The organism is Streptomyces sp. NPDC025638 (assembly GCF_055558775.1).
Genome location: NZ_JBVHLX010000014.1, coordinates 53,613 through 77,557, shown reverse-complemented (window position 1 = coordinate 77,557; position 23,945 = coordinate 53,613). Strand labels below are relative to the sequence as shown.

At 70.4% G+C, this 23,945-nt stretch carries 24 protein-coding genes; 14 read left to right on the top strand and 10 right to left on the bottom strand.

Annotation, left to right across the window (positions count from 1 at the left end; translation table 11 throughout):
- Window positions 1-24 precede the first annotated feature (24 nt).
- Both ACZ4EG_RS32330 and ACZ4EG_RS32325 read right to left on the bottom strand, forming a co-directional pair.
- Entirely contained in the window at window positions 25-759 is a 735-nt protein-coding gene (locus ACZ4EG_RS32330; protein ID WP_467793134.1) for an aquaporin, read from the bottom strand.
- Entirely contained in the window at window positions 756-1,130 is a 375-nt protein-coding gene (locus ACZ4EG_RS32325; protein WP_467793133.1) for an ArsR/SmtB family transcription factor, read from the bottom strand. Before ACZ4EG_RS32325 ends, ACZ4EG_RS32330 begins: the two co-directional genes overlap by 4 nt.
- 105 nt (window positions 1,131-1,235) lie before the next feature.
- Here ACZ4EG_RS32325 and arsM point away from each other — a divergent pair, with 105 nt between their 5' ends.
- Entirely contained in the window at window positions 1,236-2,015 is a 780-nt protein-coding gene (gene arsM, locus ACZ4EG_RS32320) for an arsenite methyltransferase (protein ID WP_467793132.1), read from the top strand.
- Between the two features lie 111 nt (window positions 2,016-2,126).
- Here the strand turns inward: arsM and ACZ4EG_RS32315 are convergent, their stop codons facing one another.
- From ACZ4EG_RS32315 to ACZ4EG_RS32295, 5 genes are read right to left on the bottom strand one after another with little or no spacing between them, the layout of a single operon-like run.
- A complete protein-coding gene (locus ACZ4EG_RS32315; RefSeq protein ID WP_467793131.1) occupies window positions 2,127-3,404 on the bottom strand; it encodes an ABC transporter substrate-binding protein in 1,278 nt (425 codons plus the stop codon).
- Between the two features lie 5 nt (window positions 3,405-3,409).
- Complete coding sequence (locus ACZ4EG_RS32310; RefSeq protein ID WP_467793130.1) at window positions 3,410-4,531, bottom strand: branched-chain amino acid ABC transporter permease; 1,122 nt, start codon at window positions 4,529-4,531, stop codon at window positions 3,410-3,412.
- Window positions 4,528-5,409, bottom strand: coding sequence for a branched-chain amino acid ABC transporter permease (locus ACZ4EG_RS32305; RefSeq protein WP_467793129.1), 882 nt, complete (start codon window positions 5,407-5,409; stop codon window positions 4,528-4,530). Before ACZ4EG_RS32305 ends, ACZ4EG_RS32310 begins: the two co-directional genes overlap by 4 nt.
- A gap of 5 nt (window positions 5,410-5,414) precedes the next feature.
- Window positions 5,415-6,221 (bottom strand): ABC transporter ATP-binding protein, encoded by an 807-nt coding sequence (locus tag ACZ4EG_RS32300; protein WP_453553168.1) that lies wholly within the window; start codon window positions 6,219-6,221, stop codon window positions 5,415-5,417.
- Window positions 6,218-6,976 carry an ABC transporter ATP-binding protein gene (locus ACZ4EG_RS32295; protein ID WP_467793128.1) on the bottom strand — a complete coding sequence of 253 codons (759 nt, stop codon included), beginning with the start codon at window positions 6,974-6,976 and terminating at the stop codon, window positions 6,218-6,220. The genes ACZ4EG_RS32300 and ACZ4EG_RS32295 overlap by 4 nt, the downstream gene beginning before the upstream one ends.
- Before the next feature lie 186 nt (window positions 6,977-7,162).
- On the opposite strand from ACZ4EG_RS32295, the gene ACZ4EG_RS32290 reads away from it, so the two are divergent.
- The 7 genes from ACZ4EG_RS32290 (at window position 7,163) to ACZ4EG_RS32260 (ending at window position 14,307) form a co-directional block, all read left to right on the top strand.
- Window positions 7,163-8,458, top strand: coding sequence for a PucR family transcriptional regulator (locus ACZ4EG_RS32290; RefSeq protein WP_467793127.1), 1,296 nt, complete (start codon window positions 7,163-7,165; stop codon window positions 8,456-8,458).
- Window positions 8,455-9,123, top strand: a complete 669-nt coding sequence (locus ACZ4EG_RS32285; protein WP_467793126.1) for a TetR/AcrR family transcriptional regulator — start codon at window positions 8,455-8,457, stop codon at window positions 9,121-9,123. The genes ACZ4EG_RS32290 and ACZ4EG_RS32285 overlap by 4 nt, the downstream gene beginning before the upstream one ends.
- A gap of 197 nt (window positions 9,124-9,320) precedes the next feature.
- Window positions 9,321-10,211, top strand: coding sequence for an alkaline phosphatase family protein (locus tag ACZ4EG_RS32280; protein ID WP_453553176.1), 891 nt, complete (start codon window positions 9,321-9,323; stop codon window positions 10,209-10,211).
- Between the two features lie 5 nt (window positions 10,212-10,216).
- The gene (locus ACZ4EG_RS32275; RefSeq protein WP_467793125.1) at window positions 10,217-11,485 is read left to right on the top strand and encodes an MFS transporter; all 1,269 of its coding nucleotides are present in this window, start codon (window positions 10,217-10,219) and stop codon (window positions 11,483-11,485) included.
- Complete coding sequence (locus ACZ4EG_RS32270) at window positions 11,482-12,504, top strand: TolB family protein (RefSeq protein WP_467793124.1); 1,023 nt, start codon at window positions 11,482-11,484, stop codon at window positions 12,502-12,504. The genes ACZ4EG_RS32275 and ACZ4EG_RS32270 overlap by 4 nt, the downstream gene beginning before the upstream one ends.
- Window positions 12,505-12,601: 97 nt before the next feature.
- Window positions 12,602-13,438 carry an alpha/beta fold hydrolase gene (locus ACZ4EG_RS32265; protein ID WP_467793123.1) on the top strand — a complete coding sequence of 279 codons (837 nt, stop codon included), beginning with the start codon at window positions 12,602-12,604 and terminating at the stop codon, window positions 13,436-13,438.
- Window positions 13,439-13,485: 47 nt separating this feature from the next.
- Window positions 13,486-14,307 carry an SCO6745 family protein gene (locus ACZ4EG_RS32260; protein ID WP_467793122.1) on the top strand — a complete coding sequence of 274 codons (822 nt, stop codon included), beginning with the start codon at window positions 13,486-13,488 and terminating at the stop codon, window positions 14,305-14,307.
- A gap of 48 nt (window positions 14,308-14,355) precedes the next feature.
- Here the strand turns inward: ACZ4EG_RS32260 and ACZ4EG_RS32255 are convergent, their stop codons facing one another.
- Entirely contained in the window at window positions 14,356-15,357 is a 1,002-nt protein-coding gene (locus tag ACZ4EG_RS32255; RefSeq protein WP_467793121.1) for an AraC-like ligand-binding domain-containing protein, read from the bottom strand.
- A gap of 282 nt (window positions 15,358-15,639) precedes the next feature.
- Here ACZ4EG_RS32255 and ACZ4EG_RS32250 point away from each other — a divergent pair, with 282 nt between their 5' ends.
- Genes ACZ4EG_RS32250 through ACZ4EG_RS32230 form a run of 5 tightly spaced genes read left to right on the top strand, consistent with a single transcriptional unit; the run spans window position 15,640 to window position 19,738 of the window.
- A complete protein-coding gene (locus ACZ4EG_RS32250; protein WP_467793120.1) occupies window positions 15,640-17,025 on the top strand; it encodes an ATP-binding protein in 1,386 nt (461 codons plus the stop codon).
- On the top strand, window positions 17,022-17,435 hold the full coding sequence (locus tag ACZ4EG_RS32245; RefSeq protein ID WP_390711130.1) for a roadblock/LC7 domain-containing protein: 414 nt from the start codon (window positions 17,022-17,024) through the stop codon (window positions 17,433-17,435). Before ACZ4EG_RS32250 ends, ACZ4EG_RS32245 begins: the two co-directional genes overlap by 4 nt.
- Window positions 17,432-17,791 carry a DUF742 domain-containing protein gene (locus tag ACZ4EG_RS32240; RefSeq protein ID WP_363295965.1) on the top strand — a complete coding sequence of 120 codons (360 nt, stop codon included), beginning with the start codon at window positions 17,432-17,434 and terminating at the stop codon, window positions 17,789-17,791. Before ACZ4EG_RS32245 ends, ACZ4EG_RS32240 begins: the two co-directional genes overlap by 4 nt.
- On the top strand, window positions 17,769-18,383 hold the full coding sequence (locus ACZ4EG_RS32235) for a GTP-binding protein (RefSeq protein WP_453553190.1): 615 nt from the start codon (window positions 17,769-17,771) through the stop codon (window positions 18,381-18,383). Before ACZ4EG_RS32240 ends, ACZ4EG_RS32235 begins: the two co-directional genes overlap by 23 nt.
- On the top strand, window positions 18,380-19,738 hold the full coding sequence (locus tag ACZ4EG_RS32230) for a cytochrome P450 (RefSeq protein WP_467793119.1): 1,359 nt from the start codon (window positions 18,380-18,382) through the stop codon (window positions 19,736-19,738). The genes ACZ4EG_RS32235 and ACZ4EG_RS32230 overlap by 4 nt, the downstream gene beginning before the upstream one ends.
- Here ACZ4EG_RS32230 and ACZ4EG_RS32225 read toward each other — a convergent pair whose 3' ends face one another.
- On the bottom strand, window positions 19,739-20,980 hold the full coding sequence (locus ACZ4EG_RS32225) for a cytochrome P450 family protein (RefSeq protein WP_467793118.1): 1,242 nt from the start codon (window positions 20,978-20,980) through the stop codon (window positions 19,739-19,741). It lies immediately after the preceding gene.
- 199 nt (window positions 20,981-21,179) lie between these two features.
- Window positions 21,180-21,971 (bottom strand): TetR/AcrR family transcriptional regulator, encoded by a 792-nt coding sequence (locus ACZ4EG_RS32220; protein ID WP_467793117.1) that lies wholly within the window; start codon window positions 21,969-21,971, stop codon window positions 21,180-21,182.
- 216 nt (window positions 21,972-22,187) lie between these two features.
- Here ACZ4EG_RS32220 and ACZ4EG_RS32215 point away from each other — a divergent pair, with 216 nt between their 5' ends.
- The gene (locus ACZ4EG_RS32215) at window positions 22,188-23,900 is read left to right on the top strand and encodes an MFS transporter (RefSeq protein WP_467793116.1); all 1,713 of its coding nucleotides are present in this window, start codon (window positions 22,188-22,190) and stop codon (window positions 23,898-23,900) included.
- Window positions 23,901-23,945 lie beyond the last annotated feature (45 nt).

Genomic DNA, 23,945 nt, shown 5'->3' with positions numbered 1-23,945 from the left:
TCCTTCTCGAAGGGCGGGGTGTGGTCAGGAGGAGGCGAGTTCGGGTTCGCCGTGCGCTGCCGCCTCGCGGCGTGCCGGGGCGGGTTTCGGGCCGTGGACGGCGGCCACCATGCCCAGCCCGAGTGCGGCGCCCAGCAGTTGGGCGGCGATGAACGGGGCGACGGAGGCGGGCGCGATCCCGGCGAAGGTGTCGGTGAAGGCCCGGCCGACGGTCACCGCCGGGTTGGCGAACGACGTGGAGGAGGTGAACCAGTAGGCGGCCCCGATGTAGCAGGCCACCGCGACCGGGCCGAGCGCGGCCCGGCGGATGCGCTCCAGGCCGAAGACCAGGGCGACGAGCCCGGCGGTCGCCACGATTTCCCCGAGCCACAGATGGCCGGCCGACCGGTCGTGGGTGGAGAACTTCACCAGCGGCCTGGCGAACATCGCGTCGGCCAGGACGGCACCGCCGATCGCGCCGCAGATCTGGGCGGGCACGTACGCGGCGACATCACGAAGGGTGAAGCCGTCAGCGTCGCGGCGGCCGGTGAACCAGGCGGCGAGGGTGACGGCGGGGTTGAAATGCGCGCCGGAGACCGGTCCGAGCAGGGCGATCAGCACGCCCAGGCCGAAGACGGTGGCGAGGGAGTTGGCGAGCAGTTGCACGCCGACGTCGCGCGACAGTTCGGTGGCCTGGATGCCCGAGCCGACCACCACCGCCACCAGCAGCCCGGTCCCGATCCCTTCGGCCGCGGCGCGGCGGGCGAGCGGCGCGCTCACGCGGTGGCTCCGGCGTTCCGGGACGTGGTGAGGAACGCGGCGAGTCGGTCCAGGACGCCGGGCAGCACCCAGTAGTACACCCAGGTGCCGCGGCGCTCGCAGTCGATGAGCCCGGCCTGACGCAGCAGCTTGAGGTGGTGGGAGATCGTCGGCTGGGAGAGGTCGAAGGCGGGGGTCAGCTCGCAGACGCAGACCTCGCCGCCCTGGCCGCGTGAGGCGATCATCGACATCAGGCGCAGCCGGACCGGATCGCCCAGGGCCTTGAAGACCTTGGCCAGCTCGGTCGCCTGGTCCTCGTCGAGCGGCGCTGCGGACAGGCCCGGGCAGCAGGCGGCGTCCTGGCCGATCACCTCAAGATCTTGTTTCGACATGCCTCTATGTTGACGTTTTTCGATTCAAGGCGCAAGGTTGCATCAATGAACATCAATACAGGCCGTTCCGGGGCCGTGCTGAGCCCCGTCACCTGGGAGTGAGTCATGAGCGAGCAGTCCACTGATCTGCGTGAAACCGTCCGTCGGCGGTACGCGGCGGCGGCCGTGCAGGTCACCGAGGGCCGCGCCGGCTGTTGCGGGCCGCAGCCGGTCGAAACCGACGAGAACTTCGGCTCGACCTGGTACGCCGCGGACGAGCGCGACGCCCTGCCCGCCGAGGCCGTGGCCGCCTCGCTCGGCTGCGGCAACCCCACCGCCGTCGCGGAACTGCGCGCAGGCGAACGCGTCCTCGACCTCGGCTCCGGCGGCGGCATCGACGTCCTGCTGTCCGCCCGCCGCGTCGGCCCCACTGGCAAGGCCTACGGACTCGACATGACCGACGAGATGCTCACCCTGGCCCTCGCCAACGCGCAGAAGGCGGGCGCCACGAACGTGGAGTTCCTCAAGGGCACCATCGAGGCCGTCCCGCTGCCCGCGAACACGATCGACGTGGTGATCTCCAACTGCGTCATCAACCTGTCCACCGACAAGCCCGCCGTCTTCGCCGAGACGTTCCGCGTCCTCAGGCCCGGCGGCCGCCTCGGCGTCTCCGACGTCGTCGCCGACGACGCCCTCAGCCCCGCACAGCGCGCCGAGCGCGGCGACCACGCCGGCTGCATCGCCGGCGCGTTGTCCTTCGCCGAGTACCGGGCGGGCCTGCAGGCCGCCGGCTTCACCGACATCACCATCACCCCGACCCACCCGGTCGCCGACGGCATGCACTCCGCCATCGTCCGCGCGGTCAAGCCCGTCGACACCGAGAAGGCCCCCGCCCAGGCCGTATGAGGCGAGGCATGCCGCGGGGGTCGGTGCCTGTGACACCCGAAGGAGATACTAACTGGTCGGTATGTCCCAGGGGTCCGGGGGCGCCGAATCCGCCCCCGGACCCTCCCTCGCTCAATCGGTGAGCGGGCCGAACTCCTTGCGGGTGTCCACGGGCTTGCCGAAGAGCTGCCACCGTTCACCCTTGAACCGCATCAACTGCAGCGTCTCGATGGGGAAGGCGTCGTCCGGGCCGGTGGACAGGGTGACCCCGGGCAGCAGCATGCCCACCTTCACGTCCTTGAGGTTGCGCACCGCGTCCCGCAGCCCCTCGCGGGTCGGGCACTTCATCGCGTCCAGGGCCTTGTGCAGGCTCGCCGCGACGGCCCAGCCGTAGGCGTTGAACTGGTTGGCCGGGTCGGTGTCCGGTGCGTACTTGTGCATCGCGTCCTGATACGTCTTCACCTCCGGGTCCTGCGCCCACCGCGGGTCGGCAGGGTCCTTGAAGTACGTGGCGGACACCACCCCTTGGACGTTCTTGAAGCCGACCGGCTTGAGCACGGCGGCGGACGAGGCCACGTTGTTCACGATGTGCAGCGGATTCCACCGGGTGTTCTTGGCATCGGCGGCAAGGGCCTGGCTGCCGAACTTGGGCGTGGTGACATCCAGCAGCACATCCGCCTTTGAGCGGGCGAGACTCGTCATCTGCGCAGAGACGGACGGGTCGGTGACCTCGTAACTCTCCTCCGCGACCACCTTGACGCCGCTGCCGGCGACGGCCTTCTTGAACCCGCCGAGCAGGTCCTTGCCGAAGTCGTCGTTCTGGTAGAGGACCGCGACCTTCGCCTTCGGCTTCTCGTCCTTGAGGTACTTGGCGTACATGCGCGCCTCGGCGACGTAGTTGGGCTGCCAGCCGATGGTCCAGGGGTGTTTGGTGTCCGCGCCCCAGACGGAGGCGCCGGTTGCGACGAAGGGCTGCGGCACCTTCTGCTGGTTGAGGTAGTCCCACACGGCCGCCGTGGAGGGAGTGCCCAGGGTCTGGAAGACGGCGAAGACCTTCTCCCGCTCGACCAGCCGGCGGGCCTCCTCCACCGCCTTGGGCGGCTGGTAGCCGTCGTCACGGACGACGAACTCCACCTTGCGGCCGCCGATGCCGCCGTGGTCGTTGACGTACTGGAAGTAGGCACCGACGCCCTTGCTGATGGTGCCGTAAGCGGAGGCCGGCCCGGACAGCGGGTAGATCCCGCCCAGCTTGATGGTCTTGTCGGTGATGCCCGTGGTCTGCTGACCCTTGCAGGCGCCGCCGGCGACGGTGCCCTGGTCGTCCTGACCTCGCTGGGTGCTGCAGGCGGTCGCGGTGAGCAGCGCGGCGGTCGCTGCCGCGGCCGCCCGCAGAACGGTGATGTTGCGCATGTGATTCATTCCTTTTCCGTGCGGGGCGGGGCGCCCACGGGTTCGGCCTCGACAGATGCGGGATTCGCAGGGGTGGGGGGCGCGAAGGGTTCGGACGTGGACTCGGGCGCGGACTCCGCCACCGGCGATCGGTCGGACGGGGCTGCGCGGGCGCGGCGACGGGCGACGGCACCCCCGGCCCGGCTCGCCAGGCCGGCCAGCCCGGTCGGAGCCACGAACATCACCGCGATGATCAGCAGGCCGAACACCACACCGGGTGCCGCCTCGCTGAGGTCCTGGGCCACGCTCGGTACGTACATCACGAACGCCGCACCGAGCAGCGGCCCGTACAGCGAGGCGAGCCCGCCGACCACCAGGCCGGCCAGCAGCGTGATGGACAGGACGAAGCTGAAGGAGTCCGGCGAGACGAAGCCGATCACCCAGGTGTACTGGCACCCGGCGACGCCCGCGAACATCGCGCTCCATGCGAAGGCGAAGGTCTTGTGCAGCGACAGCCGCACGCCCATGATTTCAGCCGCGCTCTCGTTGTCCCGCACCGCGAGCAGTGCGCGCCCGACCCGGGAGCGCAGCAGGTTGCGGGCCAGCAACAGCGCCACCGCGGCGACGGCGAGGACGACGAAGTACGTCCACTGGTCCTCCGCCAGCCCGCTCCAGGCCGGTGGCTGCGGTTTTTCCACCGTCAGGCCCATGGAGCCGCCGGTCACGGCCTCCAGCCGCTTGAGCAGCGGTGGCAGGAACACTGCCAAGGAGAGGGTCACCAGCGCCAGGTACAGGCCGCGCAGCCGCAGTGCGGGCACCCCGAAGCCGAGTCCCAGCAGGAAGCATGCCGCGGCCGCGACCGGCAGGGTGGCCAGGTGGCCGGTGTCGAACCGGTCGAGCATGATCGCCGCGGTGTAGGCGCCGGCCGCGAAGAACGCGCCGTGGCCGAGCGAGATCTGTCCGCCGAAGCCGACGAGCAGGTTCAGTCCGGCCAGCGCCACGGCGTACACCAGCACCATGCTCAACTGGAAGACCTGGAAGGGGGCGAAGTAGAAGGGCACGGCCAGGGCGATGGCCGCCGCGAGCAGCGCGGTGAGCGCGAGGCGCGCGAGCCGGGTGCGGTCGAGGACCGCGGTCATCGTTCTCATGCCCGCTCCACCGCCGCACGTCCGAACAGGCCCTGGGGCCGCACCAGCAGCACCGCGAGGATGATCACCAGGGGTACGCCGACCTTCAGATCGGCGCCGATGACGTCCACGTAGGCGCCCGCCAGCGTCTCGGCCACTCCCACGAACAGGCCGCCGACGACCGCTCCCACCGGACTGTCGAAGCCCCCGAGGGTGGCCGCGGCGAACGCGTAGATCAGCACCCCGCCCATCATGTTCGGCTCCAGGAACAGCACCGGAGCGACCAGCACGCCCGACACCGCGCCGACCGTCGCGGCCAGCCCCCAGCCGAGCATCAGCACCCGGCTCACACGGATGCCCGACAACCGGGCGGACGCGGGGTTGCCGGCGACCGCCCGCATCACCAGGCCGATCGAGGTGTGCTGGAAGAGCAGATACAGCAGGCCCATCACCGCGGCCACCACGCCGATGATCCCGAGGGTGGACCAGTCCATGCTCACCCCCGCCAGGTCGATCCCGCCGTCGGGGAACGGCTGCGGGAAGTCCTTGACGGTGAACGACCAGATCAGACCGGCCGCCGCGTTGACGAAGATGAACAGGCCCACGGTGACGATGACCACCGTCAGTTCGGGGGCACCCTGCACAGGCCGGATGACGATCCGCTCCACCAGCATGCCGCCGGCGAAGGACACGGCCAGGGTGACCGGCAGCGCCAGCCAGAACGGCATTCCGGACGCCATCAGTTGCCAGGCCACGTACGTGGAGAGCATCGCGAGTTCGCCCTGCGCGAAGTTGACGATCCCCGTGAACCGGTGGATCAGTACCAGGGCCAGTGCCAGGCTGGCGTACACCGCTCCGGAGCCGATCCCTTCCACCACTTGCTGAAGCAGATCTGTCAACGCGCTCACCCGCCCTGCCCGGAGCGGGCCGGAACGCCGAGATACACCTCGGCGACCTGCCCGTCCTCGCGGATCTGCGCGGCCGGTCCCGACAGCACCAGACGGCCGGCCTCCAGCACATGGGCCTGATGCGCGATGTCCAGCGCGAGCTGGGCGTTCTGCTCAACAACGACCACGGTGGTGCGCTCCTCCTCGTTGATGGTGCGGACGATCTCGAACAGCTCACGCGTGACCAGGGGCGCGAGCCCCAGGGATGGTTCGTCCAGCAGGAGCAGCGCGGGCCGCAGCATCAGCGCCCTGCCGATGGCGAGCATCTGCTGCTCGCCGCCGCTGAGACTGCCCGCGGCCTGCCGGGACCGCTGGCGCAGCTTGGGGAAGTGGTCGTAGATCCGTTCCAGGTCCGCCGCCACGGCCGCGCGCTCGCCGCGGCCGCGCCACGGGCCCCGGGTGCGCAGGTGCGCGCCGATGCGCAGGTTTTCCTCGACCGTCAGCTCGTTGAAGGTGCCGCGGCCCTCGGGCACGTGCGCCACACCGAGCCGGGCGGCCTGCTCCGGGGAACGGCCCAGCAACTCAGCACCGTTCAGGGTCACCGATCCGCGGCCGCGGATCATGCCGCACAGGGCTCGCAGGGTTGTGGTCTTGCCCGCGCCGTTGGGTCCGAGGACGGCGCACACCTCGCCCCGGGCGACGGAGAAGTCCAGGCCGTGGAGCACCCGGGCCTGTCCGTATCCGGCATGCAGGCCGGAGACCTTCAGGAAGTCCCGCTCCGCGGTCGCCCCGGCCTCGGTGCCGTCGATGGGAGGCCCGCTCACGCCGCCACCCCCAGGTACGCCTCGATGACGGCCGGATCGCGCTGGATCTCCTCCGGCGGCCCCTCAGCGATCTTGCGCCCGAAATCGAGGCACACCACCTTGTCGCACAGACCCATCACGAACCCCATGTGGTGCTCGACCACCACGAGAGTGACGTCGAAGTCCCGGCGCACCGCCCGGACCAGATCCGCGAATTGGCCGACCTCGCCGTGGCTGAGACCGTTGACGGGTTCGTCGAGCAGCAGGAGCCGGGGCCGAACCGCGAGGGCTCTTGCGAGTTCGACGCGTTTGAGCGTGCCGAACGGCAGCCCGGAGGCGGGATGGTCGGCGACGTCCTCCAGGTCGAGCCGTCGCAGCAGTGCGTCCGCCCGATCACGCAGTTCCGCTTCCTCCCGCCGGACGCGGGGCAGCCGGAGCGCCGCGGCGAGGTGTCCGGTACGCCCCCGGCTGTGGGCGCCGACCATGACGTTCTCCCGGACCGTCAGCCGCGCGAACAGGCCGAGGTTCTGGAAGGTGCGGGCGATTCCGCACCCGGCCACGGCGTGGGGCGCCACGGCGAGCAGGTCCTCACCGTCGAACGACACCGTCCCCGCGTCGGGGGCGCAGCGCCGGGTGAGGCAGTTGAACAGCGTGGTCTTGCCGGCTCCGTTCGGCCCGATGAGCCCCACGGCGGTGCCCGGCTCGACGGTGAACGCGACACCGTCCAGTGCCGTGATGCCGCCGAAACGCACGGTGATACCGTCGACCGTGAGCATGAGTGACGCCCCTTCCGACGTGCTGGGATGTGGGCGAGCGTCACAGTAGGTGGGGGCCTTCCCGGCGCACATTGGGTGCGAGCACCCAACTTCGGGTCCGCCGACCTGTGCGCGGCGCACAATGCCTCGGACATCTCCCCCACCGTGCCTGTTGACGAGACACGAGGACACGACCACGATCTGTGCATGCCTCGCGGCCTCACCCTGGGCACCCCAGGTCTGTCCGAACCGCTGCTCCAGGAGCGGCGGCGGATCCTGCGCGCCGTCGAGGAGCGGCTGGAGGACGTGGTGGAGACCGCCGTTGCCGTGATGCGTGCCGAGATCCCCTCGTACGCGCTCCAGAGCGAGCCGTTCTTCGACGATGTACGCGACCAGGTGCTCACGCACTACCGCATCAAGCTGGCGGCACTGGCCGGTGACCGGGAAATCGCCCCGGAGGACCTGGGCTTCAGCCGTGCGGCGGCCATGCGCAGAGCGCGCGCGGGGTTCGCCCTGGAGGACTGGATGAGCGCGTTCCGGATCGGCCGACAGGTCTTCTGGGACGCGATGGTGGCCGACGTGGGCACCTCTGAGGCGGCACATCAGGCCGCGCTGTCCCTGGTCACCCCCATGATGCGGTACGTGGACTACGCCAGCACGCACGCGGCTCAGGCCTATGTGGATTACCAACAGCACGTCGTCGCAGACGCGGACCGCGAGCGCCGGGACCTGCTGGAGCAGCTCCTGGCGGGCGTGGCACCGACGCGTGGTCCGCTGCTGGCCGCGGCACAGGCGTACGGCATCGGACCGCACTCACCGATGATGGTGGTGGTGGCGGTCTGCGACAGCAATATTTCCAGCGGGGACCTCGCCGCCGCCGAAAGCGGCTACGCCACCAGCGCGGCGATCAGCGTCGCCGGCGTCTGGGCCAGCAGGACACTCGTCGTCGTGCGCCAGGGCGAGGTGGTGGCCGTACCCGTGATGCGCGCCGGCATGGACGAAGAGGACATGTGCAGCCACTTCGAGGGTGTGCAGCAGCGGCTCGGCCGCAAGGGAACCGTGCTGTCCATGGGGATCAGCACGGTCGCCCGGGGCGCGGCCGAACTGCCGCGCGCCTACCAGGAGGCGCGGGCCGCCCTCGACCTGGTCCCGATGGGGGGCGGGGTGGCGGCGCTGCCGCGGTTGTCCCCCTTCGACTACCTGGCGCTGCGCGCCGACGACCTCGCCCGCCAGCTGGTCGATCCCCGGGTGCGTGCGCTGCTGGACGAGGACCGCAGACGCGGCGGCACGCTGGCGGCCACCATACGGGCGTTCGCGGAGGCGGACCTGAACCTGCGGCTGGCGGCCGACCGGCTGCGGGTGCACCACAACACGGCGCACTACCGCTTGCGCCGCATCGAGGAACGCACCGGATGCAATCCACGCCGGATCGCCGACCTCCTGGAACTGCTGGTCGCCCTCGCCATCCGCGACGAGGCCGGGGAAGGTGAGGACTGCCCGTGAGCGGCATCGTTGAGCCTGCGGAGACCGAGGTGGCGGCACGCCATCAGCCCGGCGAGCACGGGACGTCCGGCGTGCCGAAGGAACCCGGAGAGCCGGACCTCCCCCTCCGACGCGCCCTTCTGGACGCGGCGTTGAAGGTGTTCACCGAGCGCGGCTACGCCGATGCCGGCCTCGCCGAGATCGCGGCGCACTCCGGCATCCCCGTGGGCAGCCTCTTCCAGCACTACGGCGGCAAGCGCGGACTGTATCTGGCGCTGTGGGAGGAGTTCCGGGAGGAGCAGGAACGCCGGACCGCGGCAGCGCTGGCCGCGGCGCGCAGCCGTGGGGTGGACGACCCCGTCGCCGTGTTCACCGCGGGCGCGCGGGCCTACCTGGACGGCATCTGGAACAACCGGCCGCTCGGCAGACTCCTCGCCGAGGACGACGGCCCGGCGGGCTTCGACACGCTGCGCCGCCAATGGGACAAGGCCTGGGTACGGCGCAACGCCAGACTCCTGCAGGTGGACGAGCGGCACCGCGCGGGCCGGGTCAGGGTGATCGTGCTGACGACGGTCATCGGAGGAGCGGCGCGCGAGCTGGGCGACTGCGCGGACGAGACAGAGGCCCGGGAGATCGTGGACGAGGTGTGCGGCATCCTCACCCACCTGTCGACTCCGCCCGGCTGAACCGCGACGCCGCGCCCGGTCCTGTGCCGACCGATGACTGACGCCTGCTCAGCATGCCTTTGCTTTACGTGACTTGTACATGACCTTTGCTTGGCAGAGTCCGCCGTTCGTCTGTCCTTCACGCAGACCCTGCTTGAGACTCCTAGGGTTGCCGCGCCGCTCCCCGTACGACCGTCACCCCTGCCCGGAGGACAGTCATGACCGCCGTCAAGGCTCCCAAGCGCACCAATCGCCCGCTCGCCGCACTCGCCGGGGCCGTCGCCCTCACCGCCACGTCGATCGGTCTGTGGGCCGCGACGACCTCCCCCGCTCAGGCCGCCGCTCTCCCGACCCCGGACCACGTGGTGGTCGTGGTGATGGAGAACCACGCCTACTCGCAGGTCATCGGCAGCTCCAGCGCCCCGTACATCAACAACACCCTCAAAGCGGGTGGCGCCAACCTCACCCAGTCCTACGGCCTCACCCACCCCAGTGAGCCGAACTACTACATGCTCTTCTCGGGCTCCAACCAGGGCCGCACCGACGACAGTTGCGTACCGGTGGGTTCCATCTCCGCGCCCAACCTCGCCTCCGAGCTGCTCGCCGCCGGAAAGACCTGGGCGAGCTACAACGAGTCGCTGCCCAGCCAGGGTTCGACGACCTGCAGCAGTGGCAAGTACGCGCAGAAGCACAACCCGTGGTTCGGCTTCTCCAACGTGCCGACGAGCAGCGCGAAGACCATGACGCAGTTCCCGACCGACTACACGACGCTGCCGAAGGTCTCCTTCGTGATCCCGAACCTGTGCAGTGACATGCACGACTGCTCGGTCTCCACGGGCGACACCTGGATCAAGAACAACCTCGGTGCCTACGCCACTTGGGCACAGAGCCACAACAGCATCCTCGCCGTCACCTTCGACGAGGACAACAAGCTGTCCGGCAACCGCATCCCCACCGTCCTGTATGGACAGCACGTCGCGCCCGGCAGCTCCAGCTCCACCACCTACAACCACTACAACGTGCTGCGCACCGTCGAGGACCTGGCCGGTCTGACCACGCACGCGGGCAACGCAGCCTCGGCATCCGACATCGCGGGCATCTGGAACTGACGCCCGTGTATCTCGCGGACTCCCGCAGCACCAAGCCCGCCGTCGCCCCGGACACCCGTCCGGGGCGGCGGCCGGCCGCTGTGCCCGGCACCGTGCTGGCCCTGGGTGCGGTCAGCCTGATCACGGACGTCTCCTCGGAAATGGTCACGGCCGTCCTGCCGCTCTATGTGGTGGCGGGCCTCGGCCTGTCGCCCCTCGGGTTCGGTCTCCTCGACGGCATCAACAACGGCGTCGGGGCCCTGGTCCGGCTGGCCGGCGGTCACCTCGCCGACCGGGGAGGCCGCCGGCACAAGATCGTGGCGGGCGTCGGCTACGGCCTGTCGGCGCTGTGCAAGCCGCTGCTGCTGCTCGCCCACACCCTCCCCGTGATCAGCGCCGTGCTCGCGGCCGACCGCACCGGCAAAGGGCTGCGCACGGCCCCCCGGGACGCGATGATCTCCCTCGCCACCGAACCCGAGCACCGGGGACGGGCGTTCGGGGTGCACCGCGCCATGGACACCACCGGCGCGCTGCTCGGCCCGCTCGTCGCCTTCGCCGTACTGCGGGCCACCGTCGACGGCTACGACGCGGTCTTCGCCGTCAGCGGCTGCGTCGCCGTGCTCGGGGTCCTGGTGCTGGTGCTGTTCGTGCCCCGCCACATCTCCCCCGCCGGTCCCGCACAGCCGCCCGAGGCAGAGCGGCCGACGCTGCGCGCCGCCATCGGGCTGCTGCGCCGCCCGCAGCTGCGCCGGCTCACCGTGTGCGCGGCTCTGCTCGGCCTGACCACCGTCAGCGACTCCTTCCTCTATCTGCTGCTCCAGCGCGAAGAGGCCCTGCCTGCCGATCTGTTCCCGCTGCTGCCGCTCGGTACTGCCGCCGTCTTCCTGCTGCTCGCCGTCCCGCTGGGCGCACTCGCCGACCGCATCAGCCGCCGTCGGCTCTTCCTGGCCGGCCACGGCGTCCTGCTGCTCGGCTACAGCCTGGTGCTCAGCCCCTGGCGCGGTGTCCCGGCCGTGGTCGCCGTTCTCGTGCTGCACGGCACCTTCTACGCGGCCACCGACGGAGTCCTTGCGGCCGCCACCGCCGGGGTCGTCCCGGCGCAACACCAGGGTGCCGGGCAGGCGTTGGTCGGCACCGGCCAGGCGCTGGCCCGGTTCACCTGCTCGCTCGCCTTCGGCGCGGCCTGGAGCCTGTGGGGCGGGCGCAACGCGCTGGCCGTCACCGCCGTCGCACTGGCCGTCAGCGCCGTCGTGGCCTGGTTCGTCCTCCGTACCGCCGATGAGGTGCCTGCATGAGAAGAACCACCCGCCTCGTGATCCTGCTGGTCGCCGTCGTGGTGCTCGGGAGCGTGGGCACCGGGGCGGTGCTGTACGCCGCTCACCGGTCGGGCATGCGTGACCAGCAGCAGGCGAACGGTCCGACCGTGCGGGCCGGTACCGTCTCGCTCCGGCCGGCCGGCGGCCGTCGGTTCCTGGTACGCAATCTGGCCTGGGGCCCGCACCGTGACGAGATCGCCACCGTGTCGGCCGACGATCCGCAGGGGCCGCGCACCGCGTCGGGCGTCAAGTGCCTGCGTTTCCACGCGGCAGCCGGTACCGGCATCTGCCTGCAGGCCGTGCACGGCACGTTGCAGGACACCTACCGGGCGGTGGTACTCGACTCGCAACTGCACGAGCTGCACCACTTCCCGGCGGCAGGAATCCCCACCCGGGCCCGGGTCTCACCCTCCGGCCACCTGGTGGCCTGGACGGTCTTCGTCAGCGGAGACTCCTATGCCGGCACCGACTTCTCCACCCGCACCGCCATCGTCGACACCCGCACCTGGGCGATCGACGACAATCTGGAGACGTTCCGCGTCATCAAGGACGGCCGGACCTACCGCGCCGCGGACATCAACGTCTGGGGTGTCACCTTCGCCGACGACACCCGCTTCTACGCCACGCTGGCAACCGGCGGCCGCACCTACCTCGTGCGGGGCGACGTCGCCGCACGCACCCTGACCACCGTGCACCGCAACGTCGAATGCCCCTCCCTCTCGCCCGACGGCACCCGGATCGCCTACAAGAAGCGCATCCCGGGGGCCTCGTCCGACGCTCCCTGGCGGCTGTACGTCCTCGACCTGCGCACCATGAAGGAGACCGCGACCGCCGAGCAGCGCAACATCGACGACCAGGCGCTGTGGCGCGACGACTCCACCCTCGTCTACGCCCTTCCCGGCGACTACGGCTCGGACCTGTGGACCGTCCCCGCCGACGGCACCGGCACGGCCCGCCGACTGATGACCTCCGCCGTGGCCCCCGCCTACCTGGGGTGAGAGGCCGCACAGCCTTCCGTGCGTCTCCCTTCACCCTTGACAAACCCCCTCGCACAGCTGAAATGCTGACCGACCAGTCGGTATGAAGGGGCGGATCGTGACCGAGTTGAGCATCTCCACCGCGGCGGGCCTGTTCGACGCGGTCGCGGCGGGCCCGCGCGAGGGTCGCCCGGTGCTGTTGCTGCACGGCTTCCCGCAGACGGGCCTGGCATGGCAGCAGCAGATCGCGACGCTCGCCGCGCACGGTTACCGGGTCGTGGCACCCGACCAGCGTGGGTACTCCCCCGGGGCTCGCCCCGAACGGCCCGAGGACTACCGCATCAGCGTCCTGGTCGACGATGTGGTCGCGATCACGGAGGAGTTGGGCTGGGCCTCGTTCGATCTGGTCGGTCATGACTGGGGAGGCGCGGTGGCGTGGTGGACCGCCCAGGCCCACCCCGGCCGCGTACGCACCCTGACGGTTGTCTCGACCCCGCACCCGGGCGCCCTCGCCACCGCTCTGCGCACCGACCCGGACCAACGCGAACGCTCGCGCTACATGATCGACTGGCGTGAAACGCCCGCAACGGAAGAGCTCATGCTCGCCGACAACGCCGAGGCCCTTCGCTCCGTCTACGCCGGAAAGATCCCACAGGACAGTGTCGAGGCCTACGTGCGACACCTCTCCCAGCCGGGCGCTCTGACCGCGGCGCTGAACTGGTACCGGTCCGGCCGCCCTGACGGCGCGATCCGCGCCATCGACGTGCCCACGCTGTACGTCTGGAGCACGGAGGACAGCGCGTTCGGCCCGGCGGCCGCGCAGGAGACGAGGCAGTGGGTCAACGGGCCGTACCGGTTCGAGACCCTCACGGGCGTCAGCCACTGGGTCCCCGAGGAGGCACCCGAAACGCTGAACCGTCTACTGCTCGAACATTTGCGCGCGCACGGCGAGTGAGGAACCTCAGCGACCACCCGTCTGCCGAATCCCGAAAGGTGACCCCCTTGAAGACAGCGCGAGCAGCCTGGCGCCGGCTCGAGCCCGTGCACGGCATGATCTACTTCGCCCCCGAGGCAAGGCGGCGGTACGCGGAGCTCGGACTGGGCGGACGGGCCGGGTACTTCGCTTCCCGCAGCGCCGCCTTCGGCCGGGCATCCGCCGAGCTCGTCATCGCGACCTTCTACAACTTCAACCCCGATCTGGTACGGAAGGCGGTCCACGGGGTCTGGGAGGCGACGACACCACAGCAGGTGCTGGACGCGCGCTACGCGGGCGCGGGTGAGGCCCTGCGGCGGGCCGGGATCCACGAACTCCCGGCTTTCGACGAGGTCTTGGCGCTGGCGCGCAGGGCCGCCGAAGCCGCCCGCGAGCACGCTCAGGGCCGCCCGCTGTTCGCCGCGCATGCCGCGCTGCCCTGGCCGGACGAACCGGTACTGCAACTCTGGCACGCCCAGACGCTGCTCCGGGAGTTCCGTGGAGACGGCCATGTCGCGTGCTTGCTGACCGAGGGCGTGGGAGGCCTGGAGGCCCTGATCCTGCACGCTGCCACCGCCGAGGTCCCCGTCGACTTCCTCAAGGCGAGCCGCGCATGGCCCGAGGACGAGTGGGTCGCCACCAAAGAGCGCCTGCGCACGCGAGGTCTCCTCGACGGTGACTCCCTCAGCCCGGAAGGCACACGCCTGCGCCGGCACATCGAGGACCGCACCGACCACTTGGCCCTCCCCGCCTACGCCGCCCTGGGTGACACCGACTGCGAGCGTCTTGCCGAACTCGCGAGCCCCTTCGGCCGCGCCGTCGTCGAAGCCGGCCTCCTCAAGGTCGGCTGACCTGGTCTTTCACCCGGGCCGTAGCCACACCGTGCTGCCACCGGCAACTCACACGGAGCGCAATTCCGCGTCGGCCGGAGCCGGCACACACGCCCGACGGGTTCTGTCGCGCATCTCCCGGGGGCTGAGGCCATAGCGCTGACGGAAGGCCGTGCTCAGCGCGCTGGCCGAGGAGAACCCCGAGGCGTAGGCCAATTCCGTGATCGTCATGTGCTCGCAGTCGGCGCACTGGAGGCGGTCGCGAACCAGGCGCAGGCGCTCTTCACGGATCAGTCCGCGAGGAGTGGTACCCACACACTGGAGGGCCAGCTGGATCTGGCGCAGGGACCAGCCGAGGGCGCGTGCCATGGACGCACCCGTGAGGCCCGGATCGGCCGCGTGATCGCGGACGTAGCGCCGGACGAGCGCCTCGACCTCGATGAGATGGCCCGGGACGTCGGGGCGGTCGTCGCCGCAGGCGAGCATGCACAGGAGTTCGACGATGCGGTCGGAGATCGCGTCGAACGCCGTGGCGGTGAGTTGGTCGCGCTCCTCGTGCAGGGTGCGCACCATGCCGAGCACGATGCGGCCCAGCCCTCGGCCCAGATCGATTCCGGTGGCCAGCGGGGCCTTCCGGTTCAGCGGGCTGTCGATCTCCCGGGCCGGGATCGACAGAATGAATCCGTCCAAGGACGCGTCGTGGAGCAGTTCGAAGGGCGCGCCCAGCGTCAGCAGGCTGCCCGTCCCCGGCGTCAGCCGTGTCTCCTGGTCGTCCTGCCGCAGGACCACCTCGCCGGCGAGGGGGAGGACGAACCGGTAGTCGGGGTCGGGTTTCTGGCGGATCAGGCCGGGAGTGCGGACGTACTCGATCTGGTCGCTGCGCCATTTGACGAGCTGGTAGTTGTCACTGCGTTGCCGGACCAGCTCGCCCCGGAAGGTGTCGGGTTGGGTGAACCGGTAGTCCATGCGCGTCTGGTACACATCGATGCGCTCGCTCCAGAGGTCGGTCCCCTCGCTCGACGAGACCTCGCCGGTCCTGGTCGTCTCCACGAAGTAGCTTCCCGCGGACAACCCATCTCCTCCGCTGCGACGCGTCACGACAGCGCTTGACGAGCGGCGTCGTGTTCTTCGCCGCCATCGACCGTTACGCGTAGTCAGACTAGGGCAACAGCCGGTCCCCGTAAGACAATCTCAGCCGTTTGGCATATGCCAAAGGTAAGCCGGTCGCCTGAAACGTCTCATCCGGCCTGTTTGCGCCTGGTGACAACTTCCTTGCGCGCACGCACAAGTACGGGCGCGGAACCGTCGCTACCGTCAAGCGCCCGTCAACTCACGTCCGTCTTTGAGGACTTCATGACCGAACAGATACCGGAAGCGGTGTTCTGGAGCCTGGCCGTAAGCCTGTTCGCCGTCACCGTGCTGCTGGTGCGCCAACGCGGGATCACCGCACGGCAGCGCAGTCGCAACGCCGAACTCGCGGACGGCCTGCGGGCGCGGGACGAGGAAGTACGTCACCTCGTGTCCGCCCGGCTGCCGGCCCTGGAGGATGCGGCCCGGCAGCACTCCCCGGCCGTCGGGCCGCTCGACACCCGGCTCGCCGACACGGAGTTCGCCAAGTGCCTGGACGAGGTCCTGGCACGGTTCGCCGGAGCCGTCGAAGACGCGCAGTCCCGCGCCGACCAGTCCGCGAAGGCCGCCCTGAAGGCGTCCATGCGATCCATCCAGGCCCTGGCCAACGAACAGCAGGTGTCCATCGCGGAGATGCAGGACCGGCACGACCACCCCCACGTGCTGCGCGACCTGCTCGAAATCGACCACACCAACGCCCAGTTCGGCCGCCGGGCCCAAGCCATCGCCGTGCTCTGCGGCTCGTGGCCGGGCCGTCAGCGTGCCACCTCCGCACTCATCGAGGTCGTACGCGGCGCCACCTCCCGCATCCGCGACTACCGGCGCATCCGCATCCACGGCGAGGTCGCCATCGCCGTGGCCAGCCGGACGGTGGAACCGGTGGTACTCGCGGTCGCCGAGCTGCTCGACAACGCCGCACGCCACTCACAGCCCAACACGACCGTCGAGGTCACCATCCAGGCGGTGCACAACGGCGCCTGCGTGGTGATCGACGACGCAGGCGTCGGCATGGACGGCCAGGCCGCCGGGCATGCCGCCGAGTTGCTGAGCGGCGGGCACACCTCCGACGTCACCCGGCTCGGCGACCCGCCCCGCTTCGGCTTCGCCGTCATCGGGGTGCTCGCCAGGCGCTACGGCTTCAACGTCTCCGTGGACACGGTCTCCCCCTACGGCGGCGTACGCGCCGTACTGTTCCTGCCGTCCGCCCTGCTCACACACCTGGACGCCACGCCCGAGCGGCAGCCGTCCGGCGTGCCGGCCGCACCCACCCCTGATGCGGCACCCGCCCGGACCCCGGACTCCCCCACCTTGTCCGCCCCCGCATCCCCTGCCGCGACCACGGCAGTGCCGACGGCGCACCCGGTACCGGCCGCCGACCCGGAACCCGACCCCGGCACCACGGAGGCGACCACGTCCGGAGGCCTGCCCAAACGCCGTCGCCGTGCCCTCCGGGAAACCGCCGTACAGCCTGCTCCCCCTCCCGCCGACGAGGTCGGCGGACGCTCCGCCGAGGAGAACGCCCGGCGCATGGGCGCCTTCGCCCGCGGCACCCGCTCCGGCCGGTCCGCCCAGCACACCCCCCAGGAAGACGAAGGGAACAGCCACGAATGACCGGGCCCACCAACAACGAGTTGGGCTGGATGTTGGACGACGTGCTGAAGGTGCCGGAGGCGCTCCACGCGATCCTGCTCTCCGCCGACGGCATGCTCCGCGCCTACTCCAAGGACATCGACCGGGACGATGCCGAACGGCTGGCCGCGGGCCTGTCCGGAGTCCAGTCGATCAGCCGCAGCACGGCCGAGTTCTGCGGCACCCCGCACACCCCGTGGCGACAGACCCTGATCGAGTTCGCGCACGGCTACGTGTTCCTCGTCGCCGCCGGCGAAGGCGCCTACCTCGCGGTCTCCACCAGCCAGGACGTGGACATGGAGGCGGTGACGTACCGCATGCACAAACTCGTCGACCGGCTCGGCAAGGAGCTGACCAGCCCGGCCCGGCAGGACACCGGCAGCCCGGCATGACTCCCCGGCGCCGGCCCGCAGACAGGCTGGTGCGGTCGTACGTCATCACGGACGGCCGCGCCCAGCCCTCCCGCAACACCCTGGACCTGGTCACGCTGCTGATCGCCACCGACGATCTGCCGCTGACCGGGCTCAACCCGGAAAAGCGCAGGCTCATGGAACTGTGCCGGCCGGGAGCACTGTCCGTCGCCGAGGTGGCCGGCCACCTCGGCCTCCCGGTCGGCGTCACCAAAGTCCTGATCGCCGACCTCATGGACAGCGGTCACATCGTCACCCGCGCGCCCATCCCCGCAGCCCGGCCGACCGACGCCCGAATCCTCCAGGAGGTGCTCGATGGGCTCCGCGCCCGCCTCTGAACACGCCGCCGGCAACCTGTATCTGCGCCCCAGTGTGCAGACCGCGGCCAAGCTGCTGGTCGTGGGCCACTTCGCGGTCGGCAAGACCACCCTCGTCGGCGCGCTCTCCGAGATCCGGCCGCTGCGCACCGAGGAGGTCATGACCGAGGCCGGCGCACTCGTCGACGACCTGGCCGGCATGAAGGACAAGACGACCACCACCGTCGCCCTGGACTTCGGCCGTCTGACCCTCAACGACCGCCTGGTGCTCTACCTCTTCGGCACCCCCGGCCAGCAGCGCTTCACCCAGCTGTGGCAGGACATGACCCGCGGCGCGCTCGGCGCCCTCGTCCTCGCCGACACCCGGCGGCTGAGCCAGTCCTTCGAGGTCATGGGCGTACTGGAGGAGCTAGGACTGCCGTACGCGGTCGCCCTCAACCAGTTCGACGACGCACCCTCGCACGACCTCGACGAGATACGCGAGGCCCTCGACCTGCTTCCCGAGACCCCGCTCGTCCGCTGCGACGCCCGCGACCGGATCTCGTCCACACACGCCCTGATCGCCCTCGTGGAATACCTCCTGACCCGCACCGGCAAACTGGAGAACGCGTGACCTCGCCAACACCACCACCGCGCTGCCCCGCCCACGAGCCCCTGTACGGGCCCGAGTTCGCGGCCGACCCCGCGGCCGCCTACCGACGGCTGCGGGCCGCGGGCCCGATCGCTCCGGTCGAACTCGCGCCCGGCGTACACGCATCGCTCGTCGTCGGCTACGAGGCGGCCCTGCACGTCCTGCGCAGCCCCGAGACCTTCTCCAAGGACCCCCGCCGCTGGCAGGACCTGGCGGACGGCACCGTCCCCATGGACAGCCCGGTCGTCCCGATGATGATGTACCGGCCGAACGCCCTGTGGACCGACGGCGCCGAACACCGCAGACTGCGCGACGCGATCACGGACAGCCTGGCCCAGGTGGATCCCAACACGCTGCGCGGCTACGTCGAGGCCAGTGCCGACACCCTGATCGACCGGATCGCGCCGGCCGGGAAGGCCGACCTGCTCGGCGAGTACGCCCAGGTCCTGCCGCTGCTGGTGTTCAACCGGCTGTTCGGCTGCCCGCCCGAGTACGGGATGCGGCTGGTCGAGGGGATGTCCGGGATCTTCGACGGCGTGGACGCCGAGAAGGCGAACGAACTGCTCGCCACGACCCTGCTCGACCTCGTGACACTGAAGCGGTCCCGGCCCGGGCAGGACGTCACCTCCTGGCTCATGGCCCATCCCGCCGCACTGACCGACGAGGAGATGGTCCACAGCCTGGTCCTGCTGATGGGCGCGGGCACCGAGCCCCAGCAGAACCTCATCGCCAACAGCCTGCGGCTGCTGCTGTCCGACGACCGGTTCGAAGGCACCCTGTCCGGCGGCAGCCTGCCGGTGGAGGACGCCCTGGACGAGGTGCTGTGGACGGACCCGCCCATGGCCAACTACGCCGTGCACTATCCCGTGCACGATGTCGTCCACGACGGGGTGACACTGCGGGTGGGCCACCCGATCGTGGTCAGCCTGGCCGCCGCCAACACCGACCCGTCCCTGACGTCGGATCAGCGCGCGGGCAACCGCGCCCATTTGGCCTGGAGCGCGGGCCCGCACACCTGCCCGGCGCAGAGTCCGGCCCGGCTGATCGCGGCGGTGGCGGTCGAGAAGCTGCTCGACCGCCTCCCCGATGTCGAACTGGCCATCCCTGTGAAGGAGTTGACCTGGCGGCCCGGTCCCTTCCACCGGGCGCTGGCCGCGCTTCCCGTCGTCTACCCGGCGGCCCCGCTCCTGCCACCCGCCGAGCCCGCCTCGGACGACGATCGGTCCACGCGGCGCAAGAGTTCCTCATCGGACGTACGGCCGCCCACGGCGAGGCCGGCAAGCCGGACGGGCCGCGGCTGGGTGGCGCGGCTGCGGTCCTGGTGGCGCGGGGAGTGATCAGGACAGCAGCGCGGGAAGGGAGCGGTGGCCGTTGGAGATGAAGGAGTCGACGGGCTCCAGTTCCCCCTCCTTGGCGAGACGGAGCCCCGGGAAGCGGTCGAAGAGCGCCGGGAGCGCGATCCGGGCCTCCAGCCGCCCCAGCGGGGCACCCAGGCAGAAGTGCACGCCGTAGCCGAACGCCAGATGCTCCTTGTCGGCGCGGGCGACGTCGAACCTGTCGGCGTCCGCGCCGTACTTCTCGGGGTCACGTCCGGCGGCCGCATACGCGGCGAGGATCGCCTCCCCCTTGCCGATCACCACTGCGGCCGGGCCGCCGAACTCCTCCATGCCGAGGTCCTCCACGGCGTACCGCAGCGGCAGGCTGGCGACCGGCGCCTCCACCCGCAGCGCCTCCTCGATCGCGTCGTCCCAGGAAGCACCGCCCGAGCGGACCTGGGCGAGCTGCTCCGGGTGGGTGAGCAAGAGGTGGATGGCGTTGTCGATGAGATTGACCGTGGTTTCGTGGCCGGCGCTCACCATGAGTACCAAAGTGTCGAGCAGCTCCTGCTCGCTCAGCCGGGTGTCGCCCTCGTCGTCGCGGGCCGCGATGAGGGCCGAGGCCAGGTCGTCGCCGGGCGACCGCCGTTTGAGGGCCACCAGCTCACCGAGCGCGGCATAGAGCCGGGTATAGATGTCCGTGACCTCCTCCGGGCTGGCGGAGGTGTGGAAGATGCCGTCCACAACGGCCCGGAGTTCCTCGCCCTGTTCCTCGGGCAGCCCGAACAGCTCGCTGATGACCTGGATCGGCAAGGGGTAGCAGAACCCCTCCCGCAGATCGACCACCGAATTCCGCCGCCCGGCCTCCTCCAGTCCGTCGAGCAGCGTCTTGGTGATCTCCTCGATCCGGGGCTGGAGCGCCGCGGTGCGTCGGGCGGTGAACGCCTTGGCGACCAGGGCGCGCAGCCGTTTGTGCTCACCGCCGTACGCGGTGAACATGTTCTGCACCGCGACCCAGGTGAACAGCGGCCATTCCGGCGAGATTTCACCGTTGATCCACCGCGGCCAGTGGCGGCGCGGGTCCTTCGACACCCGTGGGTCGGTGAGCAGGCGTTTGAGCAGCTCCGGACTACTGACGGCCCATGCCTCGACACCGCCCGGAAGTTCGACGAGGGTCACTGGTCCCCTCTCGCGGATCCGGGCAGCCTCGGCGTGGATGTCACGGCCGGTCGCGTCGATGACTAAGGGGCGGGGGTCTCCCATCGCGGCCTCCCTGGCACTCGGACTTCTGTACGAGCCGTAAAGCTACTTGGCCGTAGCGTGTCCGCACGAGACCGCCTGCTGCGCGCTGCGTACCGCCACAACTTCCCTGCGCGTGGCTGCAAGTCGGGCGGCGCCGCTCCGTTCGGTTCTATTCCGGCGCGGCCCGAACCGCGGGCTTCGGCGAACCCATGACTCACCATCAGGTGGCGTCTGGAGCGCACGCCTCCGGGTCCGGCAGGTAGCTCGCGAGGCCGCGCAGGATGATCTCCAGGCCGATGTCGAACCTCTCGTCGGAGGAGTCCGTCACCATCAGTCCGGCCAGGGCGCGCAGATGGGGGAAGTCCGCTGCGGGCAGCGACGCGAAGTAGTTCTGCATCTCGTCGGCCATCTCGCGCCAGTCGGGGCGGGCCATGGAGGGATCGTCACCGCTCTGCTGGGCGGCCCGGTCCTGCCACATGCCCTCCTCCAGGACGAACCCGTCGATGTAGGTGGAGATGAGGTCGCCCGCCTCCGCGGCGATGCGGTCGGGCAGCCCGGCGGTCCGGAAGACGGCGAGCAACGCCTCGACGTGCGGCAGCAGTTCGGCGGTGAAGGGGACGTGCCCCATGGAGATCCGGGCCATGTCCCGGTGGGACAGCAGGCGCTGCCGTACGGAGCAGGCGAAGTCGCGCAGTTGCTCCTGCCACCGCTCCGGGTCGGGTGCGGGCATCTCGAAGCTGTCGAAGAGCCGTGTGTACATCAGCTCCAAGAGGTCGTCCTTGGAGCTGACGTGGGCGTAGAGGGCGGAGACCGTGACCCCCAGCTCGGCCGCCACCTGACGCATCGACAGCCCGTCGAGCCCCTGGCGGTCCAGCACGGTGAAGGCGGCCTCGACGACTCGTTCGCGCGACAGCGGGGCGCGCGCGGGGGCGACGCGGGCGCGAACGGGGCGCTCGCGCTCCCAGGGGGACGGCGGAGGGGGTGCGGGGGTGCCGGCGGCCGCGTCGGTCATGAGGACAGTCTAGGCGTCGGGAGAACAGTGTTCTTCCTGAGCGAGCGGCGTTCACCCGACCCCCCAGACGCGATATATCTTGCCTGCATCCAAAGTTGCGCTATATCTTGATGAACACCGTTCTCCAGGTGAGCACTGTTCTGTTACGGTGAACACCGTTCTCTCGATTCGAGCGCCCAGTCGCCCGTCTCCGCGGGCCCTTCGCAAGGAGTTCCGATGTCCACCACCGGTGTCGCGTCCGCCGAGACGCCCATCGACTCACCAGCGCCCTACCGATGGCGCTGGGCTGCGCTCTTCGTGATCCTCGCGGCCGAGGTGATGGACCTCCTCGACGCCGTCGTCACGAACATCGCCGGCCCCTCCATGCGGGCCGACCTGGGCGGCGGTGCCTCCACCCTGCAGTGGCTCGCCGCCGCATACACGCTCTCGATGGCCGTCGGGCTCGTCACCGGAGGGCGGCTCGGGGACATCCACGGGCGCCGCCGGATGTTCCTGGTGGGAGCCGCCGGCTTCACCCTGGGGTCGCTGCTGTGCGCGACGTCCGCGTCGCCCGAGATGCTGATCGCCGCACGCGTCGTACAGGGACTGTTCGGCGCGGTGATGCTGCCGCAAGGCCTCGGCATGATCAAGGAGATGTTCCCGCCGAAGGAGTCACAGAAGGCCTTCGGCATGTTCGGCCCGGTCATGGGACTGTCCGCGGTGTGCGGGCCGATCCTGGCGGGCTGGCTCGTCGACGCCGACTACTTCGGCACCGGCTGGCGGATGATCTTCCTGATCAACCTGCCGCTGGGCGCCGCGGCCATCCTCGGTGCCCTGCGCTACCTGCCGAGGGGCCGGTCCGAGAGCAAGCCGCGCCTCGACATCCCCGGCATGCTCCTGGTCTCGCTGGCCGCGCTGCTCATCATCTTCCCGCTGGTCCAGGGCCGTGAGTACGACTGGCCCATGTGGACGTTCCTGATGATGGCCGCCTCAGTGGTCGTCTTCGTCGCCTTCGCCACGTACGAGTCGCGCCGCAGCAAGACCGGCCGGGACCCGCTGGTCGTCCCCAGCCTCTTCCGCAAGCGTGGATTCAGCGGCGGCATGACCCTCGGCCTGGTCTTCTTCTCGACCATGCAGGGCTTCATGCTGGTGTTCAACCTCTACACCCAGATCGGCCTCGGCTACTCGCCGCTCAAGGCCGGACTGGTGATGGTGCCCTGGTCGGGCGGCATGATCGTCGGCTTCGGGATCGCTCAGGGTGTCGCCCGGTTCGGACGCGCCGTCCTGCAGGCGGGCACGCTGGTCATGGCCCTCGGCGTGCTCGGCGTGTGGCTGACCCTCGACCTGGTGGGAAGCGGTGTCGGCCCCTGGCAGCTCCTGCCGTCCCTCCTCGTCACCGGCATCGGGATGGGCCTGCTCATGGCGCCGTTCTTCGACATCGTGCTCGCCAGTGTCGAGCAGCACGAGACGGGCTCGGCGTCCGGCACGATGACCGCGATACAGCAGCTGGGCGGCGCCTTCGGCGTAGCCGTCCTCGGCACCGTGTTCTTCGGTCTGCTGGGCGGCGGGATCGCCTCCGCCGTAGACCACCACTCGGACGGCCTGCGCGCTCAGTTGACCGCGGCGCACGTCGCGCCCGCCGCTCAGGAGCGCATCGTGGCGGACCTGCGTACCTGCACCTCGGACCGCGCCGTGGCCAAGGATCCTGCCGCGACCCCGGCGTCCTGCACTCGCCTGGAGAAGGACACTGGGTCCGCCATGACCTCACCTCAGGCCGGTGACCGGATACCCGCCGCGCTGAAGGCAACCGCGTCGTCGGCCTTCCGGACCGGTTTCGGCTCCGTCATGAAGACGCTGCTGTGGATCGTCGACGGCATGCTCGCCCTGACCTTCCTGCTCGCGTTCCTCCTGCCGCGCCACGCACGCCCCGAGGGGTCCGCGGGACACTGAGCCATGGCCGGCGGGCAGGCACGGAATTGTTTGCACGCTTCAGGT

Bases quoted from the DNA above. Each gene is read 5' to 3' on its own strand.
- ACZ4EG_RS32325 (WP_467793133.1), bottom strand. From the start codon at position 1,130: ATGTCGAAACAAGATCTTGAGGTGATCGGCCAGGACGCCGCCTGCTGC.
- arsM (WP_467793132.1), top strand. From the start codon at position 1,236: ATGAGCGAGCAGTCCACTGATCTGCGTGAAACCGTCCGTCGGCGGTAC.
- ACZ4EG_RS32315 (WP_467793131.1), bottom strand. From the start codon at position 3,404: ATGCGCAACATCACCGTTCTGCGGGCGGCCGCGGCAGCGACCGCCGCG.
- ACZ4EG_RS32310 (WP_467793130.1), bottom strand. From the start codon at position 4,531: ATGAGAACGATGACCGCGGTCCTCGACCGCACCCGGCTCGCGCGCCTC.
- ACZ4EG_RS32295 (WP_467793128.1), bottom strand. From the start codon at position 6,976: ATGCTCACGGTCGACGGTATCACCGTGCGTTTCGGCGGCATCACGGCA.
- ACZ4EG_RS32290 (WP_467793127.1), top strand. From the start codon at position 7,163: ATGCCTCGCGGCCTCACCCTGGGCACCCCAGGTCTGTCCGAACCGCTG.
- ACZ4EG_RS32280 (WP_453553176.1), top strand. From the start codon at position 9,321: ATGACCGCCGTCAAGGCTCCCAAGCGCACCAATCGCCCGCTCGCCGCA.
- ACZ4EG_RS32270 (WP_467793124.1), top strand. From the start codon at position 11,482: ATGAGAAGAACCACCCGCCTCGTGATCCTGCTGGTCGCCGTCGTGGTG.
- ACZ4EG_RS32250 (WP_467793120.1), top strand. From the start codon at position 15,640: ATGACCGAACAGATACCGGAAGCGGTGTTCTGGAGCCTGGCCGTAAGC.
- ACZ4EG_RS32245 (WP_390711130.1), top strand. From the start codon at position 17,022: ATGACCGGGCCCACCAACAACGAGTTGGGCTGGATGTTGGACGACGTG.
- ACZ4EG_RS32240 (WP_363295965.1), top strand. From the start codon at position 17,432: ATGACTCCCCGGCGCCGGCCCGCAGACAGGCTGGTGCGGTCGTACGTC.
- ACZ4EG_RS32235 (WP_453553190.1), top strand. From the start codon at position 17,769: ATGGGCTCCGCGCCCGCCTCTGAACACGCCGCCGGCAACCTGTATCTG.
- ACZ4EG_RS32225 (WP_467793118.1), bottom strand. From the start codon at position 20,980: ATGGGAGACCCCCGCCCCTTAGTCATCGACGCGACCGGCCGTGACATC.
- ACZ4EG_RS32220 (WP_467793117.1), bottom strand. From the start codon at position 21,971: ATGACCGACGCGGCCGCCGGCACCCCCGCACCCCCTCCGCCGTCCCCC.
- ACZ4EG_RS32215 (WP_467793116.1), top strand. From the start codon at position 22,188: ATGTCCACCACCGGTGTCGCGTCCGCCGAGACGCCCATCGACTCACCA.